Annotated in this window: 17 protein-coding genes; 12 read left to right on the top strand and 5 right to left on the bottom strand. The window is 64.5% G+C overall.

Going from position 1 to position 15,287, the window contains the following annotated elements:
• Positions 1–23 precede the first annotated feature (23 nt).
• Positions 24–1,103, top strand: coding sequence for a biotin--[acetyl-CoA-carboxylase] ligase (locus ACGYLY_RS04150; protein WP_395282850.1), 1,080 nt, complete (start codon positions 24–26; stop codon positions 1,101–1,103).
• Positions 1,104–1,112: 9 nt separating this feature from the next.
• Here the strand turns inward: ACGYLY_RS04150 and ACGYLY_RS04145 are convergent, their stop codons facing one another.
• From ACGYLY_RS04145 to ACGYLY_RS04135, 3 genes are all read right to left on the bottom strand, one after another.
• Positions 1,113–1,598 carry a universal stress protein gene (locus ACGYLY_RS04145; RefSeq protein ID WP_395282851.1) on the bottom strand — a complete coding sequence of 162 codons (486 nt, stop codon included), beginning with the start codon at positions 1,596–1,598 and terminating at the stop codon, positions 1,113–1,115.
• A 198-nt stretch (positions 1,599–1,796) separates the two neighbouring features.
• A complete protein-coding gene (locus ACGYLY_RS04140; RefSeq protein ID WP_395282852.1) occupies positions 1,797–2,810 on the bottom strand; it encodes an amidohydrolase family protein in 1,014 nt (337 codons plus the stop codon).
• A 69-nt stretch (positions 2,811–2,879) separates the two neighbouring features.
• On the bottom strand, positions 2,880–4,115 hold the full coding sequence (locus ACGYLY_RS04135) for an HD domain-containing protein (RefSeq protein WP_395284157.1): 1,236 nt from the start codon (positions 4,113–4,115) through the stop codon (positions 2,880–2,882).
• Positions 4,116–4,190: 75 nt separating this feature from the next.
• Here ACGYLY_RS04135 and cofD point away from each other — a divergent pair, with 75 nt between their 5' ends.
• The 7 genes from cofD (at position 4,191) to ACGYLY_RS04100 (ending at position 9,704) form a co-directional block, all read left to right on the top strand.
• Positions 4,191–5,183: a 2-phospho-L-lactate transferase gene (gene cofD, locus ACGYLY_RS04130; RefSeq protein WP_395284158.1), complete on the top strand. Its 993-nt coding sequence runs from the start codon at positions 4,191–4,193 to the stop codon at positions 5,181–5,183.
• Entirely contained in the window at positions 5,183–5,926 is a 744-nt protein-coding gene (locus ACGYLY_RS04125; protein ID WP_395282853.1) for a tRNA-dihydrouridine synthase, read from the top strand. The genes cofD and ACGYLY_RS04125 overlap by 1 nt, the downstream gene beginning before the upstream one ends.
• Positions 5,923–6,759, top strand: a complete 837-nt coding sequence (locus ACGYLY_RS04120; RefSeq protein ID WP_395282854.1) for a triphosphoribosyl-dephospho-CoA synthase — start codon at positions 5,923–5,925, stop codon at positions 6,757–6,759. The genes ACGYLY_RS04125 and ACGYLY_RS04120 overlap by 4 nt, the downstream gene beginning before the upstream one ends.
• Positions 6,756–7,340 (top strand): DUF447 domain-containing protein, encoded by a 585-nt coding sequence (locus ACGYLY_RS04115; protein ID WP_395282855.1) that lies wholly within the window; start codon positions 6,756–6,758, stop codon positions 7,338–7,340. The genes ACGYLY_RS04120 and ACGYLY_RS04115 overlap by 4 nt, the downstream gene beginning before the upstream one ends.
• 91 nt (positions 7,341–7,431) lie before the next feature.
• Entirely contained in the window at positions 7,432–8,154 is a 723-nt protein-coding gene (locus ACGYLY_RS04110; RefSeq protein ID WP_395282856.1) for a protein sorting system archaetidylserine synthase, read from the top strand.
• A 57-nt stretch (positions 8,155–8,211) separates the two neighbouring features.
• Positions 8,212–9,471 carry a HEAT repeat domain-containing protein gene (locus ACGYLY_RS04105; protein WP_395282857.1) on the top strand — a complete coding sequence of 420 codons (1,260 nt, stop codon included), beginning with the start codon at positions 8,212–8,214 and terminating at the stop codon, positions 9,469–9,471.
• An 80-nt stretch (positions 9,472–9,551) separates the two neighbouring features.
• Entirely contained in the window at positions 9,552–9,704 is a 153-nt protein-coding gene (locus tag ACGYLY_RS04100) for a hypothetical protein (protein WP_395282858.1), read from the top strand.
• On the opposite strand, the gene ACGYLY_RS04095 is transcribed toward ACGYLY_RS04100, so the two are convergent.
• Entirely contained in the window at positions 9,698–9,943 is a 246-nt protein-coding gene (locus ACGYLY_RS04095; RefSeq protein ID WP_231182923.1) for a hypothetical protein, read from the bottom strand. The two genes, ACGYLY_RS04100 and ACGYLY_RS04095, sit on opposite strands and share 7 nt — an antisense overlap.
• A 76-nt stretch (positions 9,944–10,019) precedes the next feature.
• On the opposite strand from ACGYLY_RS04095, the gene ACGYLY_RS04090 reads away from it, so the two are divergent.
• Complete coding sequence (locus ACGYLY_RS04090; protein WP_395282859.1) at positions 10,020–11,705, top strand: phosphatidylserine/phosphatidylglycerophosphate/cardiolipin synthase family protein; 1,686 nt, start codon at positions 10,020–10,022, stop codon at positions 11,703–11,705.
• A gap of 12 nt (positions 11,706–11,717) precedes the next feature.
• Here the strand turns inward: ACGYLY_RS04090 and ACGYLY_RS04085 are convergent, their stop codons facing one another.
• Positions 11,718–13,628 carry a DHH family phosphoesterase gene (locus tag ACGYLY_RS04085; RefSeq protein ID WP_395282860.1) on the bottom strand — a complete coding sequence of 637 codons (1,911 nt, stop codon included), beginning with the start codon at positions 13,626–13,628 and terminating at the stop codon, positions 11,718–11,720.
• Between the two features lie 181 nt (positions 13,629–13,809).
• Here ACGYLY_RS04085 and ACGYLY_RS04080 point away from each other — a divergent pair, with 181 nt between their 5' ends.
• The 3 genes from ACGYLY_RS04080 to ACGYLY_RS04070 all read left to right on the top strand — a co-directional run bounded on the left by ACGYLY_RS04080 (position 13,810) and on the right by ACGYLY_RS04070 (position 15,242).
• Complete coding sequence (locus ACGYLY_RS04080) at positions 13,810–14,298, top strand: Mov34/MPN/PAD-1 family protein (RefSeq protein ID WP_395282861.1); 489 nt, start codon at positions 13,810–13,812, stop codon at positions 14,296–14,298.
• The gene (locus ACGYLY_RS04075) at positions 14,295–14,720 is read left to right on the top strand and encodes an FAD synthase (protein ID WP_231182919.1); all 426 of its coding nucleotides are present in this window, start codon (positions 14,295–14,297) and stop codon (positions 14,718–14,720) included. Before ACGYLY_RS04080 ends, ACGYLY_RS04075 begins: the two co-directional genes overlap by 4 nt.
• A gap of 81 nt (positions 14,721–14,801) precedes the next feature.
• Positions 14,802–15,242 carry a plastocyanin/azurin family copper-binding protein gene (locus ACGYLY_RS04070; protein ID WP_395282862.1) on the top strand — a complete coding sequence of 147 codons (441 nt, stop codon included), beginning with the start codon at positions 14,802–14,804 and terminating at the stop codon, positions 15,240–15,242.
• Positions 15,243–15,287: the final 45 nt, after the last annotated feature.

The raw sequence follows: 15,287 nt of genomic DNA, 5'->3' as shown, positions 1-15,287 counted from the left end.
CGAACGGATTCCTACCTGACGGTATGAACGAGACACGGAGGGCCGTCTTGGACGCGGTCGCGGACGACCCGGTTTCCGGCCCGGAACTCGCGGCGGCGCTCGACATCTCGCGGAACGCCGTCTGGAAACACGTCGAAGCGCTCCGTACCGCCGGCTTCGAAATCGAGAATACGAGTGACGGCTACCTCCTCGATGAGATCCCCGAGTTTGGCCCGGCGGTGGAGTACGGACTCGACGCGCCGTTCGAAGTGGAGTATCACGATTCCATCGGAAGCACGAACGACCGAGCGCGCGAGTTGGCCGGGGAGAACTCGCGGGACGTCGTCGTACTGGCGGACGAACAGGTCGGCGGACGTGGCCGCCTCGAACGTGCGTGGGTCGGGCCGTCCGGCGGCATCTGGATGAGCCTCGTCCTCCGGCCGACGATACCGCCCGCACACGCGCCGCTCCTGACGCTCGCCGCCGCCGTCGCCGTGACGCGGGCGGCGCGGGAAGCGGGCGTTCCGGCGGAAATCAAGTGGCCGAACGATGTCCTCGTGAGCGACGAAGGAGCGAACGAGGGCCAGTCGGAGCAACGCTCCGACGATGTTCTTGTGAGTGAAACGAACAAGAACCAATCAGAATCCCGTTCTGACGATGTCCTCGTGAGCGACGAAGGAGCGCACGAGAGCCAGTCAGAACCTCATCCCGAGAGGAGGGGCGGAGACAAACTCTGTGGCATCCTCACCGAGATGGAGGGCGAGGCGGACCGCGTCTCGTGGGTCATCGTCGGTACCGGAATCAACGTCAATATCGCGGCCGACGACCTTCCGAAGGGTGCGACGAGCGTACAGGAGATGGTCGGACCGGTGAACCGGCGGGTGTTCGCCCAGCGGGTGGTAGAGGAATTCCACGCGCTTCGAACCGACCTCGACACCGTGCTCCCGGCGTGGCGCGAACTGTCGGCGACGCTCGGCCAGCAGGTGCGGGTCGAAACGCCCGAGGGGGACGTGGTCGGGGAGGCAGTCGATATCGTCACGCCGGGGGCGCTCGTCGTGGACACTGACGACGGAGAAGTGCGCGTTCACGCGGGAGACTGCGACCACCTTCGCCCCGCGAACTGAAACCGACGGTTAGCTACTACTCTGTGCTTTGCCGGTCGCCGACACTTCGGGACCGTCGTCCTCGCCGCCGACGCGGACCGTGAGGACGGGAACGGTCGAAGCGCGGACGACGCGTTCGGCCACGCTGCCGAGGAGCAGGCGGTCGATGCCGCCGCGTCCGTGCGTTCCCATCACGATGAGGTCGAAGCCGTCCAACTCGGCGTAGCGGACTATCTCCTTGCTCGGTGGCCCTTCGAGCAGGGTCGTCGTCAGCGAGACGTCGTACCCTTCGACGGCGCGACGGGCATCTTCCAGCGCCGACTCACCCTCCTCTTGGAGCATGTCGGTGACGCCCTCCCACGATGACTCCATCGGTAAACTGGCGAACGTCGAGGAGTTGATGACGTATATCGCGTGCAGTTCCGCGCCATGCGCCTCGGCCAGTTCGGCGGCGTGTGCGAGAACGCACGTCATCTCCTCCGAACCGTCGGTGGGCACGAGAATTCGGTCGTACATGGACGTGTTACCGAATGCCACGGCATGAGTTGTCTTAACTCATTTGGTGGCCATACCTTCGAATCGAAATGAAATCGGGAACAGTACGGCATCGACCGAAAGCCGCGAACGGCTGGAGTTTCGTATCGATTAGTTCCGGCGAGGGCACCGCCACCCGCCGCGCGGCCGCTCGAACCGGTTACAGCACCACGTCGGACATTACAACACCACGTCGGTCACGTCGTTCGCGCCCGCGCGGCGAACGACCGAGCGAACCACGTCGCGGTTTCCGGCGAGGTTGTCCGAGTCACCGTCAAGGACGAGGAGTTTCGCGTCGCGTCCGGGTTCGACGACGCCGCAGTTCAATCCCACGATGCGTGCGCCGTTCTGCGTCGCCATTCGAAGCACTTCGCGCGGCGCGATGTCCGTCAACTTCGCCGTGAACTCCATCTCCCGGAACATCGACGGACTGTTCAACATCACGTTGTCCGTCCCGAGCGCGACCGTCGTCCGTTCGAGGAGGTCGCGTATCGGCGGCATGCCGACGCCGGTCACGAGGTTCGAGCGGGGGCAGACCGCGATGGGGATCTCGCTGTGTTCGATTCTATCGAGGTGAATCGGCTCCGGGTGAACGACGTGGACGAGGAAATCCGGCGAGAGGTCGAGCGCCGGGTTGATATCGCTCGAATCGGCCTCCCCGGCGTGGATTCCGAACGTCTTTTCGGCCCGTTTCGTCGCCGTCCGCTCACGGGCGAACTCGGCGTCGTTGGCTCCGCTCGCACCGAAACCGTCCGCGGCCTCCATCGCGTCGACCGTCTCCCGGCCGAGGATGAACGGGTCGATGTCCAACCCCTCGACAGCTTCGCGGAGCGCGTAGACGCCCTCGACGCCGCCCTCCCGAAATTCGAGAAACGAGGCGGTTCCCGTCGCCTGCATGAACTGCAACGACCGACGCATCGCTTCGACTTTTTTCTCACGGGACGTTTCCCGGAGGAGTCGGTGTTTCAGTCCGTCCGGCGGCGCGACGAGTTCCTCCAACGAGAGGCCCGCACCGGCCTCCTTCGCGATGGAATCCCCGATGTGGGTGTGTGCGTTGACGAACGCGGGACAGACGATGTTCGACGACGAAACGGACTCCTCCTCGATGGCAGTTATCGTACCATCCTCGACGACGACGCGGCCTTCCACGGGTTCGAAGTTCGGCCCGGACAGGATGGTGCCCTCCACAAGCATAGATGCCGATTATCAGTTGTCGGACTTAAACGCCTCGTCGGCCGCCGCGAACGCTCGTTCGGGTTCCCTCTACTCCTCTTCTTCCTCGAAATCGGTCAGCGTCGTCCGAACGCCGGTTCGGATGTCGTTGACGAGCGCACCGTCAGTTTCCAACCCGAGGACGCGTTCGGCCGCCCGTCCGACCGCGTCCGTCTCCTCGGCCGACGTGTACACTCCGAGTCGCCACTGGTCGCGTTGGACTTGCTGCAGCGCTCGCACCAGCGTCGATTGCTTTGCGAGCGGGCGAATCTCGCCGTTGACGACGACGCGCGACGACGACTCGGTCATCGTCGGGCGGCTCGGAACGTCGAGCGTGACGAGTTCCGAATCCACGTCGGCGCACTCCGCGATGTCGTCTTCGTACTCGCGGACGGTGTCGTGGTCCGCGTCGATGATGTCGTCCGAAACGTCCACCATCTCGGCCCACACGGCGCGCTTGTAGAGGTCGCGGTCCGACAATCGTCGGGCGAGTTCGGCGGTTTCAGGGTTCGTCCGGAGGGCGACGAGCAGGTCGTGATCGTCCATTCGTCGCAACCGTTCGGCGTCGATGTCCGGCGAGTCGAGGAGCCGTTCGCTCGCCCGCTGGAGCATCGACTTGCTGATTCGCGTGACGTGGTGGTTGTACACCGTCGGGTTCATCAGCGCACGGGCGACGAGGAGACTCTCCGCGGTTTGGACGTTCCCCTCGGCGAGGACGAGTTTGCCGTCGAAGAACGTCAATTCGTGCGTCAGTCGCTCGTGGTCAATGGTGCCGTACGGAACCCCGGTGTGGTGGGCGTCGCGGACGAGGTAGTCCATCCGGTCCACGTCGAGTTCGCCGGAGACGACCTGGCCGAGTTCGCCCTCACCCGCGATGAGTCCGGCGATGGTGTCCGTGTCCAGAGCGTGGTCGCGGAGGATGTCGCCGACCTCCGATTCCGCGAGGAGGTCGTACACGTCGTCGTGGTACTTCCCCGTCCGGCGATGGATGAGGTCCTCGATGGTGTGGCTGTACGGCGAGTGGCCGATGTCGTGGAGGAGGGCGGCCGCGCGAACGCGCTCCGCTTGCACCCCCTCGATACCGAGGTTGGTGAGGGCTTGACGGGCGAGGTGGTAGACGCCGAGACTGTGTTCGAATCGCGTGTGGTTCGCGGAGGGATAGACGAGACGGGCCGTTCCGAGTTGCGTGATATGTCGGAGTCGCTGAACCGCGTGCGTATCGAGGAGATCGCTCGCGACGCCATCGACCTCGATGTGGTCGTGAACGCTGTCCTTGATAGTCTTCATTGCGAGAACGTTGCCCGCCATGGTATAAAAACCGAAGGACGAGGCTTTATGCCCTCTCTCGAAGGAATCCGAAGCATGGTCACGTTTCTCTCTGGAGGAACCGGGACCCCCAAACTGTTGGACGGGTCCGGGTCGGTTTTCCCGCACGGCGAGACGACCGTCGTCGGCAACACGGGGGACGACGTCGAACTCGGGGGACTCCTCGTCTGCCCCGACATCGATACGGTGCTGTTCCAGCAAGGGGGCGTCCTCGACCGCGAGATGTGGTGGGGAATCGCGGACGACACGACGGCGACGCACGACGAACTCCTCCGTCTCGCGGAGTCGGCGGACCTCGCCGACGGGCCGCGATATCTCCCGGACGACCGGCAGACAGCGGGTCGGGACATCGCCCGCTGGCGGCGATTTTCGGGCGTCGCGGAGTTCATGCTCCTCGGCGACCGCGACCGGGCGGTTCACGTCACTCGGACGGGGTTGCTGGACGAGGGGAAGACGCTCACCGAGGCGACGCGAATTCTGGCTGACGCGTTCGACTCGCCGATGGACGTCGTCCCGATGAGCGACGACCCCGTCGCGAGCATCATCCACACACCCGACGGGGAGATGCACTTTCAGGAGTTCTGGGTCGCACGCGGCGGCGAACCCGAAGTCACGAACGTGGAGTTCCGTGGCGGGGAGGAGGCACGACCGTCGGCCACCGCGCTCGACGCGCTGGCGGACGACCCCGTCGTCATCGGCCCGTCGAACCCGGTGACGAGTATCGGCCCGATGCTCGCCATGGACGCCTTCCGCGAGACGCTCGAATCGACCACGGTCATCGCCGTTTCGCCGTTCGTCGAGGACCGCGTGTTCTCGGGGCCGGCGGCGAAACTGATGGACGCGGTCGGCTATCGACCGAGCACGGCGGGCGTGGCGGAGGCGTATCCGTTCGTGGACGCTTTCGTTTTGGACGAGGAGGACGGAACGTCGCTCGACCGCCCGACGGTTCGAACGGACACGAAGATGGACGACGCGGAGGACGCGTCGCGCGTCGCCCGCGCCGTGAGCGACGCGCTGGAGGCGGCGTGATGTTCGAACCACGGGTCGCGGTCGCCAGCCTCAGCGGGGAATCCGACGCGGATTGGGCGCGAACCGCGTCCGAACACGTCGGTGCGGCGTTTCTGGGCGGCATCGCGCTGGACGAGGGGACGAGGGATGCGGCCCGGCAGTTGGTGTCGCGCGAGCGAAACGAGTTCCTGCCGGACGATCCCGTCGCGTTCGTGGACGAGCAACTCGCCATGCTCGCGGACGCTCCGATTCGTCCCGGCATCAACGTTCGTTCCGCCACTCTGCCACCAATTCGGGAAGCGGCGGGGGTGTGTTCGCGCCACGACGCGATGCTGGAGCTCAACGCACACTGCCGACAGGAGGAGATGTGTGCGGTCGGTGCCGGACAATCTCTCCTTCGGAATCCGGACCACCTCCGCCGGCAGGTCAGTACTGCGGCCGACGCGGGAGCGACCGTGAGCGTCAAGGTCCGAACCGAAGTTCCCGGCGTGAATCTGCCCGAGGTTGCACGACAGGTCGTCGCGGCGGGCGCGGAAATCGTTCACATCGATGCGATGGACTCGGAACACGTCGTGGCGGACGTCGCGGACGCCACCGACTGTTTCCTCGTGGCGAACAACGGCGTCCGCGACGGGGCGACGGTCGCCGAGTACCTCGACTACGGAGCGGACGCGGTGAGCATCGGACGGCCGAGCGACGACCCAGAGGTGCTCTCCCGTGTCCGCCGTGCGGCCGACGATTGGTTCGCGGAGGTGGTGGCATGACGCCCGCGGAACACGCGCAACTCGCGCTGCTGTTGGAAGTCGCCGGGACGCCCAAACCCGGAAACGTGGACCGCGACCGGGATTTTCCCGATTTGCGCTTCGAACACTTCCTCGCCGGTGCAATCGGGTCCGGGGCGGGACTCAGAGCGGCCGAGAAGGGGACGCCCGTCGGCGAGGCGTTCGAGGAGGCTGTCGAAGGTATGAGCCAGCAGGAGGGCGGCAACACGCAGTTCGGCGCGTTGCTGTTGTTGGTTCCGTTGGTGAAGGCCGACGAGTTGTCACCGGAGGGCGTGACGGAGGTCGTGGAGACGACGACGGTCGAGGACGCGGAAGGCTTCTATCGCGCGTTCGAACACGTCGATGTGGCCGTCTCCGACCCGCCGGAGGGGATGGACGGACTGGACGTTCGCCGCGGAAGTGACGCGATTTCCGCCCTCCGGGAGGGGAGTCTCACGCTCTACGACGTGATGGAACTCAGCGAGGACGTCGACGGTGTCGCCCGCGAGTGGGCGAACGGGTTCGAACGAACCTTCGAAGCCAGCGACCGAATCGCGGAATTGGACGGCGGCATCTCGGCGCGCGCGGCGCAAGTGTACCTGGAATTCCTCGCCCGCGAACCGGACACCTTCGTGGCGAAGCGACACGGAAACAAGGTCGCGGAGAGCGTCCTCGTCCGGGCACAGGAGGCATTACAGGAGGCGCGGGAAGGGAACCCGGAACTCGTCACGGCGTTCGCGGACTCCCTGGTCGAGGAGGGGATCAACCCCGGCACGACCGCGGACATCGTGGCTGGCGGCCTGTTCATCGCGCTGGAGCGGGGTATCTCGCCGTGACGCACGCCGATTGGCCGGTCGAACTGCGGGGCGTGACCGAATCAGTCGTCACGACGCTCGGCCCGAACGGTTTGTGGAACGTTGCCGTTCTCGGACTTCACGCCGGAGACGGCCGTGACGACGACCCGATAACGGCCCGAACGTGGGGAAACACCCGAACTCGGCGGAACTTCCACCGACGGGGCGGCGGCGTCGTCCAGTTTACCCGCGACCCCGTGGATTTCGCGGAGGCCGCACTCTCGATTCGGGAGGAAGCGGAATCGGTACTCGACTCCGCGGACGCGTGGGTCGAAATAGAGGCCGAGCAAGTTGGTGCGGGGGAAACGGACGGAACACGCTGGGAGGAGTGGGAATTGACGCCGGTCGAATCCGAGGTTCGCAAACGGCGGGTTCCGTTGACCAATCGCGGGTTCGCTGCGGTCGTGGAAGCCACGGTTGCGGCGTCCCGGTTGGGCGTCGAGGGCTACGACTCCTCGGAACTCCGAACCCGATTGGACTACTTCGAGGAGGTCGCGCGGACGTGTGGCGGCGAGCGCGAGAGCGCCGCGTTCGACCGGATTCGAGAGTTGGTCGAGTGGTAAGGAACACGTCGATAGGTTGACCGTTCCGTTCTCCGACGAGTCGGGGTGATTTCAAAAGAGGTATCACTCGCGGTCGCACTACCCGCCGAGTATGAAACCCCGGTTCGTGGGTCGGCTTTCGCTCGCCGACGCGGTGACGGTATCGAACGCCGCGCTCGGCTTTCTGGCGGTTTCGGTCGCCACCACGACCCCGAGACTGGCCGCGCGCCTCATTCTACTCGCGGCGGTGGCCGACGGACTCGACGGGGTGTTGGCCCGTCACGTCGGCAGTTCCGCGGCGGGACCGTATCTGGATTCGCTGGCCGACGTCGCCTCGTTCTCCGTCGCACCCGCGATGCTGGTCGTCGCCGTCGTGCGACAAACGTGGGGCTACGATTCGCTCCGCGTGACGATCGCGACGCTCGGCGGGGCGCTCTTTGTCGCCATGGCCATCGTCAGGCTCGGGCTGTACACCGCCTACGACACCGACAACGACGTGACCGAGGGGATTCCGACGACGCTCGCGTCCGTCGTCCTCGCCGCCGGCGTCCTCGCGGGATTCACCGACCCGATGGTCGTCGTGGTACTCACCTACCTCCTCGCCGGCCTGATGGTCTCGACGATAACCTACCCCGACCTGTTGGCCCGCGACGCGCTCATCATGGGCGTCGTCCACTCGCTCGCCGTTCTCGTTCCGAGTTTCAAGGGCCGGGCGTTCCCGTACGCCCTGTTGACGCTCGCGCTGGCCTATCTCGTCCTCGCGCCGGGGTTTTACTGGCGCGAGACGGAGGGAAAGCCGACCCCGACGAAGACGACAGAAGGGAAACGCTCTTGATGGCTACGGTCCGAATTTTTCGCATATGAGAGCAACGGCACAGCCGGGGGTGGACGCATGAGCGACGAAGACGCCGAGGAGACACAGGACTCCGACGCGGAAGCCGAAGAGGAGACGGAACTCGTGAGTGCGGAGACCATCGAGGAGCAACTCGAAAGCGCGGAAGCCGAACTCGAAGCGGCGGACACGGAAGCCGAACTCGACGTCGTCGAGGCGCAACTCGACAAGATCGAAGGGCTGCTCGAAAGCGCCGACCTTCCCGAACCGGACGAGGACGACGAGGACGCGGAGGACCCGCGCGAGGAACTGGAGACGCACCTCTCGGACCTCCGTGACGAACTCGAAGATCAGCGCGGCCCGTACGCCGAAGACGTCATCAGCGACGTCGAGGACGCCGCTTCGACCATCACGGACACGCGATGGACCGACGACGGGAGCGAGGAACTCGTCACCGTCGTCGAATCCTTCGCCGAGACCGTACAGGAAACGCTCGAAACGGATTTCAGCGTGACGCTCTCGCGCAACGCGGACGACCTCGCCGAAATCCTCGAAACCGCGGCGACCGCCATCGGCGACGCGGACCTCGACCCGGACGAGGACGCGGACACCATCGAAACGCTCGTCGAAGCGACCGAGGAACTCAAATCCGGCATCGACGATGCCGAAGAGTGGAGCGACCTGTCCACCCGTGAACAGCTCGAAGCCGAGGGATATTACGACGTACTCAACCACCGCAAGGACTACCCACCGGAGTGGGGCGCGCTCAAGGTATGGGAGAAACGCGACCGCGTCGACATGGTCCTCCTCGCGCTCGATTCCCTCCAGTCGAACTTCATGGAACGTCACTGCCTGGAGTCGCTCGAACGGATGGGCAACGAGGACGCGGTCGAACCCATGCTCCAGCGCGCCCAGCGCCGCGACAAGGACGCCATCAGTATCCTCGGCAAGACCGGCAGCGAGGACGCCATCGACACCATCATCGATTACGTCGACGCCGACCCCGGAATGGCGAAGACGGTCATCAAGGCGCTCGGCGAAATCGGAAGCGACGAGGTGACACAGGAAGTCGCTGATCAACTCGTCGCCGACGACCCGGACGTCCGAAGCTACGCCGCACGCGCACTGGGTCGCATCGGCGACACGCGAGCCATCGAACCGCTCTCGGACACGCTCGAAAACGACGAGAACGATTCCGTTCGCGCGAGCGCCGCGTGGGCGCTGAACCAGATCGGCACCGAAAGCGCGCTCGATTCGGTCCGAGAGTACTCCGACGACCGCGCATATCTCGTCCAGAGCGAGGCCGAGAAGGCGCTGTAGTCGCCCGGTAAGCATCCCTTGCCGGCGCGTAATCGGTCAATAACGAAGTATCCTGAACCCGTTTTTGGACCGAGAGGTTCATGGCGACCAAATCTGCCCGGATTGGGACGTGTCCGAACTGTGGAGGAACCATTACCAGTGGCTATCTTCTGATAGAGTACGACACCAACGAAGGGCAGGAACGGTTCGCCGAATGCCCGTCCTGTGCGGAAATCGTCCACCCCACTCACTGAGCGAGGAACGTCGCGAAGAACTCCAGTGCGAACGCGACGGCGATGCAGAACGCGCCGACGCGCCCGATCCACGTGTGCTGTTTTACCTCCATCGGAGAGATATCGAGGGTGTAATCGTTGTAGTCCGGGTCGTACTCGATGTAGTTCGGTATCTGGAAGAACTCGAAGAAGACGAGAACCGCGCCGACAGCACCCAACGCATAGCCCGCCAGTTCGAGTATAATCGGAACGTCGACCATACTGGTAGGGCGAAGGTAGCGGACAAAAATCCACCGCTCCGAGCGTTTATATTGGAAGACGAAACCAGAACCTCCCGTGTTCGCCAAAGTCGCGTTCGCGGCCCTCTTGGTACTCGCCTCCGTCCCAGCGTCGGCGACGCCAGCAGCCCCGATTCGGACGGCGAGAACACCCCCAGAATCGGCACCGTCCGCGCCGCCATCGACCCGCTTGCCGACCATCGTCGCCGTCTATCCGAACCCCGTGGCGATGGACGACGTCGGCGAGTTCGTCGTCGTCTCGTTCCCGCACGAGACGAACCTCTCGGGGTGGACGCTTTCCGACGACGAATCGACCGCTCGCCTGCCCGCGCGACCCGTCTCGGGACGGGTCGCGTTCTCCACGGCACCGAACCGTACCAAGTCCCTCACTCCGCTTCGTACCCTTCCCCTTTCGAACCTCTCGCTCGCGAACTCGGGCGAGACGATCACGTTGCGACGAGAAACGACCGTCGAAATCCATGAGAGTGGCGAAGCTACCGAACCGAACTCCACGCGGGGGCGCGTGGATTCGGTTCGCTACGTCGATGCCCCGGAGGGCGAGTACTGGCGACCGAATGCCGAGGAGTGGCGACCGCTGGGCGCGACGAACTTCTCCATCTCCCGGTCGGGGGCCACGAGCGCTCGGGTGTTCGTACTCCCGGACGACCCCGAAGTCCCGGCCGAAACGCTTCGGAACGCGAACCGTCGCATCCTCCTCGCCGGATACTCGTTCACCTCCCGTCGCATCGCTGACCTGCTCGTCGCGGCGAAAAATCGGGGTGTGAACGTCCACGTCGTCGTCGACGACGCGCCGGTCGGCGGCATCTCGACCCGCGAGGCGACGGTTCTCGATGGACTCGCCGAAAACGGCGTCACCGTCGAAGTGATCGGCGGAGAACGGGGACGATACGACTTCCATCACGCGAAGTACGCCATCGCGGACGACGAGGCGGTCGTGATGACGGAAAACTGGAAACCGGCGGGCGTCGGCGGTCACGCCAGTCGCGGGTGGGGCGTCGTCGTCGGTGGCGACGCCGCAACCGACCTCCGCGAGGTGTTCGTCGCCGACACGTCGTGGAACGACACGGTTTCGTGGGCGGATTTTCGGAGGGGACGGACATTCAATCCGGTGACGCCCGCGAACGAGAACTATCCGACGCGATTTCCCGCGAAGCGTGTGTCCGTCGATTCGGTGGACGTGCTCACCGCACCGGATAACGCCGAATCGGGCGTCCTCTCGCTCCTCCGCTCGGCGAACGACTCGATTTCCGTCCAGCAGATGACGGCTGGCGGCATCGACCAACCGTTCGTCCGCGCGACGTTGGCCGCCGCCCGTCGCGGCGTCGAGGTTCGAATCCTGCTCAGTAGCGCGTGGTACGTCAGCGAGGATAACCGGCGAGTCGTGGATTGGCTGAACGAGCGCGCCGATGCGGAGGGCCTCCCGTTGCAAGCGAAACTCGCCCGGCCGGACGGGTACGAGAAGATTCACGCCAAAGGCGTCGTCGTGGACGAACGTCACGTCGTCGTCGGCAGTCTCAACTGGAACAATCACTCCGCCCGCGAGAACCGGGAAGTCGCCGTCGTCCTCCACGGCGATGCGGCCGGTGCATACTACACCCGCGTGTTCGGTGCGGACTGGGGAACGAACGAAAACACGTTCCCCATCGGCCTCGTCGGATTCGTCGCCGTCGGCGTCGCTGGTGCGCTTTGGGTCGCAAAACGTGAGATTCGGTTCGAACGCTGACCGTCGAAAGCGTCAGTCGTCCTGCTGGTGTCCGACCGTCGTGCTCTGGAGGTCCTCGTCGAGTTCCGCGTCGGCCATCTTTTCGACGAGGGCGTCGAGAACCTGCTCGCGCATTCCCTTGACGAACTTGATGCTACCGACGACGAGGTGGCCGCCGCCGCTGACGCCGCCGCCGACGATTTCCTCGTTGAGTTCCGTGACCATCTCTGGGATGTCGAGGCGGACGCCGTCGCTTCGAAGGACGGCGAAGTCCGGCCCGTAGCCGATGGTGATGACGGGTTCGCCCGTCTCCTGTACCTTCCGGTCGTGGATTTCACCGGTCGTCTTTCCTGGCGGCGGGTAGGTAAAGCGGTAGGCGTGGTTTTCCACGTCCACGCGGTAGAGGTGCGCCTCGCTCGCCAATCGCTCGTGTTTGACGTGCGGCATCGCGGCGTCGAGTTGCCGTTCGGTGTCGGTCTCGGCGCGCTCCGAGAGGAACGAGACGAGTTCCCGGTGGCGTTCCTCGTCGTCGCAGCCGACGTTGAGCACGTCGTTGATGAGGTTGCGTCCGGGGTCGTACTTCAGCCAGAACGCCCCGTAATCGAGCGCTTCGCCCATGTCGGAGAGGAACGTCTCGTCGTAGCCCTCGGATTCGGCGAGTTCGACGTACTTCGTCATCGCGTCCGCCTTGGAGCGGTCGGAGATTCCGGCGACGGCGGGAACGTGGCGTAGTTCGTCCGTGATATCCGGCGAAATCATCCGCGCGAGTTCGACGCACATCATCCCCGTCGTGATGCGGTAATCCTCGTCGTAGAGGTACGGATTGACGTGGCCGTCGATGTACGGGTCCACCGCTTCCGGATCCGGGTGGTGGTGGTCGACCACGAGAATCGGGATGTCGTAGTGTGCGAGGTTCGCGTACGCGGGAACGTCCTCCTCCGTGCTCCCGTTGTCGAGCATGAGCAGGAGCGGGAGTTTCTGGCCGTGTCGGGCCTGATCTTCGAGCGCGAAGTTCAGGTCGCGGGTCACGTCCTCCATCTCGTAGAACGGTGCCTTGCTCGGCAGACGCTTGAACAGGTGACGCTTCGCCTCGGGCGCTTGGTGGGTCTCCTCGATGAACCGCTGGAGCGCGAGTTCGACCGGGAGGCTGGCACACATTCCGTCGCCGTCGGCGTGGTGACGAACGCGAATCGGTCGGCTTTCGAGGACCGTACGGCGGAGCTGTTTTGCGATTTCCCGGAGGTCGGGGAACAGTTGTTCCAGCGCGGGCCATTCGATGAGCGGCTCCACGTCGTGCGGTTCCGCTCGCTCGTCGAGCGCCGTCTCGATTCTGTCGCGGACGACGTCCTCTTCCTCGCCCTCCAACGCGGTGAGCGACGTGACCTCGACTTGGAGGGACCCTTCGCGTTCCTCGACGACGCCGACGAGGTGAACGAGGTCCTCGATATCGATTTCGGGGTGCGCGCGAACGCCCGCTTCCTCGAAGGCGGCACAGGGGACGACGCCCGTGTGGTCGCTCACGTGGAATATCGTCGGGCCGCCCGTCTGTTTTATCTGGACGACTTCGCCTTCGAGGTGAACGGTGTCGCCGACCTGTTCGGAGAGTGTTCCGGTTTCGGCGACTTCGTACTCGTGGGCGACGGCGACAGTTTCGGCATCGTCGGCATCGGCCGGCGTGAAACTCAGGTCGCCGTTGTCCCGGACTTCGACGAGTTCGACGACGAGTTCGTCGCCGACGTCGTACGACGTAGAGAGATTCGATTCGTGAACGAGACCGGAGACGGAGTCGGAGAGGTCGACGAACACGCCGTAATCGACGACGCCGTTGACGACGGCGTGATACAGTTCTCCTTCGGACGTATCGGAGAGAGTACAGTCCGCCGCGAGTTCGTAGACGACGGGGGTATCCGGTCCACCATCGGGACCGTCTTGAGAGGAGTTCATCTTGTGCGTCCTTTCGGCCGCGCTATTTTTAACGCTTTGCAACTGCGTTCCGGCCGCGAACCGATTCGTTTCGGGTCGCTCTCGACCGCTCGTTCGCGAACACGGCTCCGTAGTCGGAATCGTCCCACAACGCGCCGTTCCCTTCGCAACGTTTAGAACGCGGGCGGTCGGAGTGTATCACATGCGGCTGTTCCGGTCGAACGAAATTCTCGGCATCGCGGAGGGCGCACTCACGTTCGCCCTCGAAGCCTCCCGCGATGCCCATCCGAACGAGTACATGGGCTATCTCCGCGGCGAGGAGGCGAGGAAACTCGGCCTCGGCCGCGAGGGTCTCGTCATCACCGACGTGCTCGTCATGCCCGGCACCGAGTCGAACAGCGTCAGCGCGACGGTGAAGACGAGCACCATCCCCAACGACATCAGGGCCGTCGGCTCGGTACACTCACACCCGAACGGCGTTCTCAGGCCGAGCGACACGGATTTAGGGACGTTCCAGAAGGGGGCGGTCCACATCATCATCGGCGCGCCCTACGAGCGAAACAGTTGGCAGGCGTTCGACCGGACGGGGAATCCACAACGACTCGACGTCCTCGACGTGGAACTCCCCGAGGCGGAATCGTTCTTCGACTTCACGCAGGCGGACATCGACGAGGAGCTGCAAGACAAGTGACACACGTACTCGCACAGGGAACCTTCGACATCCTTCATCCCGGCCACGTCCACTACCTCCGCGACGCCGCGGCGATGGGCGACCGACTGTCGGTCATCATCGCCCGCCGGGAGAACGTAACGCACAAGCAACCGCCGATTCTGCCGAATCGCCAACGGCGGGACATGATAGAGGCGCTCGGCGTCGTGGACGACGCGGTCGTCGGCCACCCGGAGGACATCTTCGTCCCCATCGAGGAACTCGACCCGGACATCATCGTGTTGGGCTACGACCAGCACCACGACGACGACGCCATCGAGGCCGAACTCGACCGCCGCGGTATCGACTGCGTCGTCCGACGCGCCTCGCCGCTGGACTCCGACGAGGGCGAACTCCTCTCGACCGGTCGAATCATCGACCGAATCTGTGAGGAGCGCTGCTGAGGACGAAGTCGACTTCGTTTGCCGTTTCGCGCTGACCCGCGTTTCGAGAGACATATACGCCGGGAAGACCGAACGTGAGCCATGAACCGCCGAGCGTTTTTGGCCGGGGTCGTCGGCGCGACATCCGCCACCTTGGCAGGGTGTTCGAGCGTAATGAACATGGGATCCGGGTCCGGATCCACCTCGGGCGACGACTTCGACATCGGGATGAGCGCGATGGCGTTCCATCCGACGAAGTTCGAGGTGAAAGCCGGAACCACCGTCGTCTGGAAGAACACCGGCATGCGACGCCACAGCGTCACCGCCTACGAGGACGGCATTCCGGACGATGCCGACTACTTCGCGTCCGGTGGCTACGACACCGAACGGGCGGCACGCGACGCGTGGACCCAAGGAAAGGGTGCGGTCGACCAAGGGCGAACGTACGAACACACGTTCACCGTGCCCGGAAACTACGCCTACTTCTGTATCCCACACGAGAAAGCGGGCATGTCCGGCGTCGTCGTCGTCAAGGAAAAATAAGGGACGTCTCTCGTCGGTCAGGTTTCAAAAAACGAAACGCAAAGC

This window comes from Haladaptatus sp. CMAA 1909, assembly GCF_043952005.1.
Taxonomy (GTDB): Archaea; Halobacteriota; Halobacteria; order Halobacteriales; family Haladaptataceae; genus Haladaptatus.
Note: the sequence above shows the minus strand (reverse complement) of the source record. Positions and strands in the feature narration are given on the sequence as shown.

Coding starts and splice junctions, on each gene's coding strand:
- ACGYLY_RS04150 (WP_395282850.1), top strand. CDS start 24: ATGAACGAGACACGGAGGGCCGTCTTGGACGCGGTCGCGGACGACCCG.
- ACGYLY_RS04145 (WP_395282851.1), bottom strand. CDS start 1,598: ATGTACGACCGAATTCTCGTGCCCACCGACGGTTCGGAGGAGATGACG.
- ACGYLY_RS04140 (WP_395282852.1), bottom strand. CDS start 2,810: ATGCTTGTGGAGGGCACCATCCTGTCCGGGCCGAACTTCGAACCCGTG.
- ACGYLY_RS04135 (WP_395284157.1), bottom strand. CDS start 4,115: ATGAAGACTATCAAGGACAGCGTTCACGACCACATCGAGGTCGATGGC.
- cofD (WP_395284158.1), top strand. CDS start 4,191: ATGGTCACGTTTCTCTCTGGAGGAACCGGGACCCCCAAACTGTTGGAC.
- ACGYLY_RS04125 (WP_395282853.1), top strand. CDS start 5,183: ATGTTCGAACCACGGGTCGCGGTCGCCAGCCTCAGCGGGGAATCCGAC.
- ACGYLY_RS04120 (WP_395282854.1), top strand. CDS start 5,923: ATGACGCCCGCGGAACACGCGCAACTCGCGCTGCTGTTGGAAGTCGCC.
- ACGYLY_RS04110 (WP_395282856.1), top strand. CDS start 7,432: ATGAAACCCCGGTTCGTGGGTCGGCTTTCGCTCGCCGACGCGGTGACG.
- ACGYLY_RS04105 (WP_395282857.1), top strand. CDS start 8,212: ATGAGCGACGAAGACGCCGAGGAGACACAGGACTCCGACGCGGAAGCC.
- ACGYLY_RS04100 (WP_395282858.1), top strand. CDS start 9,552: ATGGCGACCAAATCTGCCCGGATTGGGACGTGTCCGAACTGTGGAGGA.
- ACGYLY_RS04095 (WP_231182923.1), bottom strand. CDS start 9,943: ATGGTCGACGTTCCGATTATACTCGAACTGGCGGGCTATGCGTTGGGT.
- ACGYLY_RS04085 (WP_395282860.1), bottom strand. CDS start 13,628: ATGAACTCCTCTCAAGACGGTCCCGATGGTGGACCGGATACCCCCGTC.
- ACGYLY_RS04080 (WP_395282861.1), top strand. CDS start 13,810: ATGCGGCTGTTCCGGTCGAACGAAATTCTCGGCATCGCGGAGGGCGCA.
- ACGYLY_RS04070 (WP_395282862.1), top strand. CDS start 14,802: ATGAACCGCCGAGCGTTTTTGGCCGGGGTCGTCGGCGCGACATCCGCC.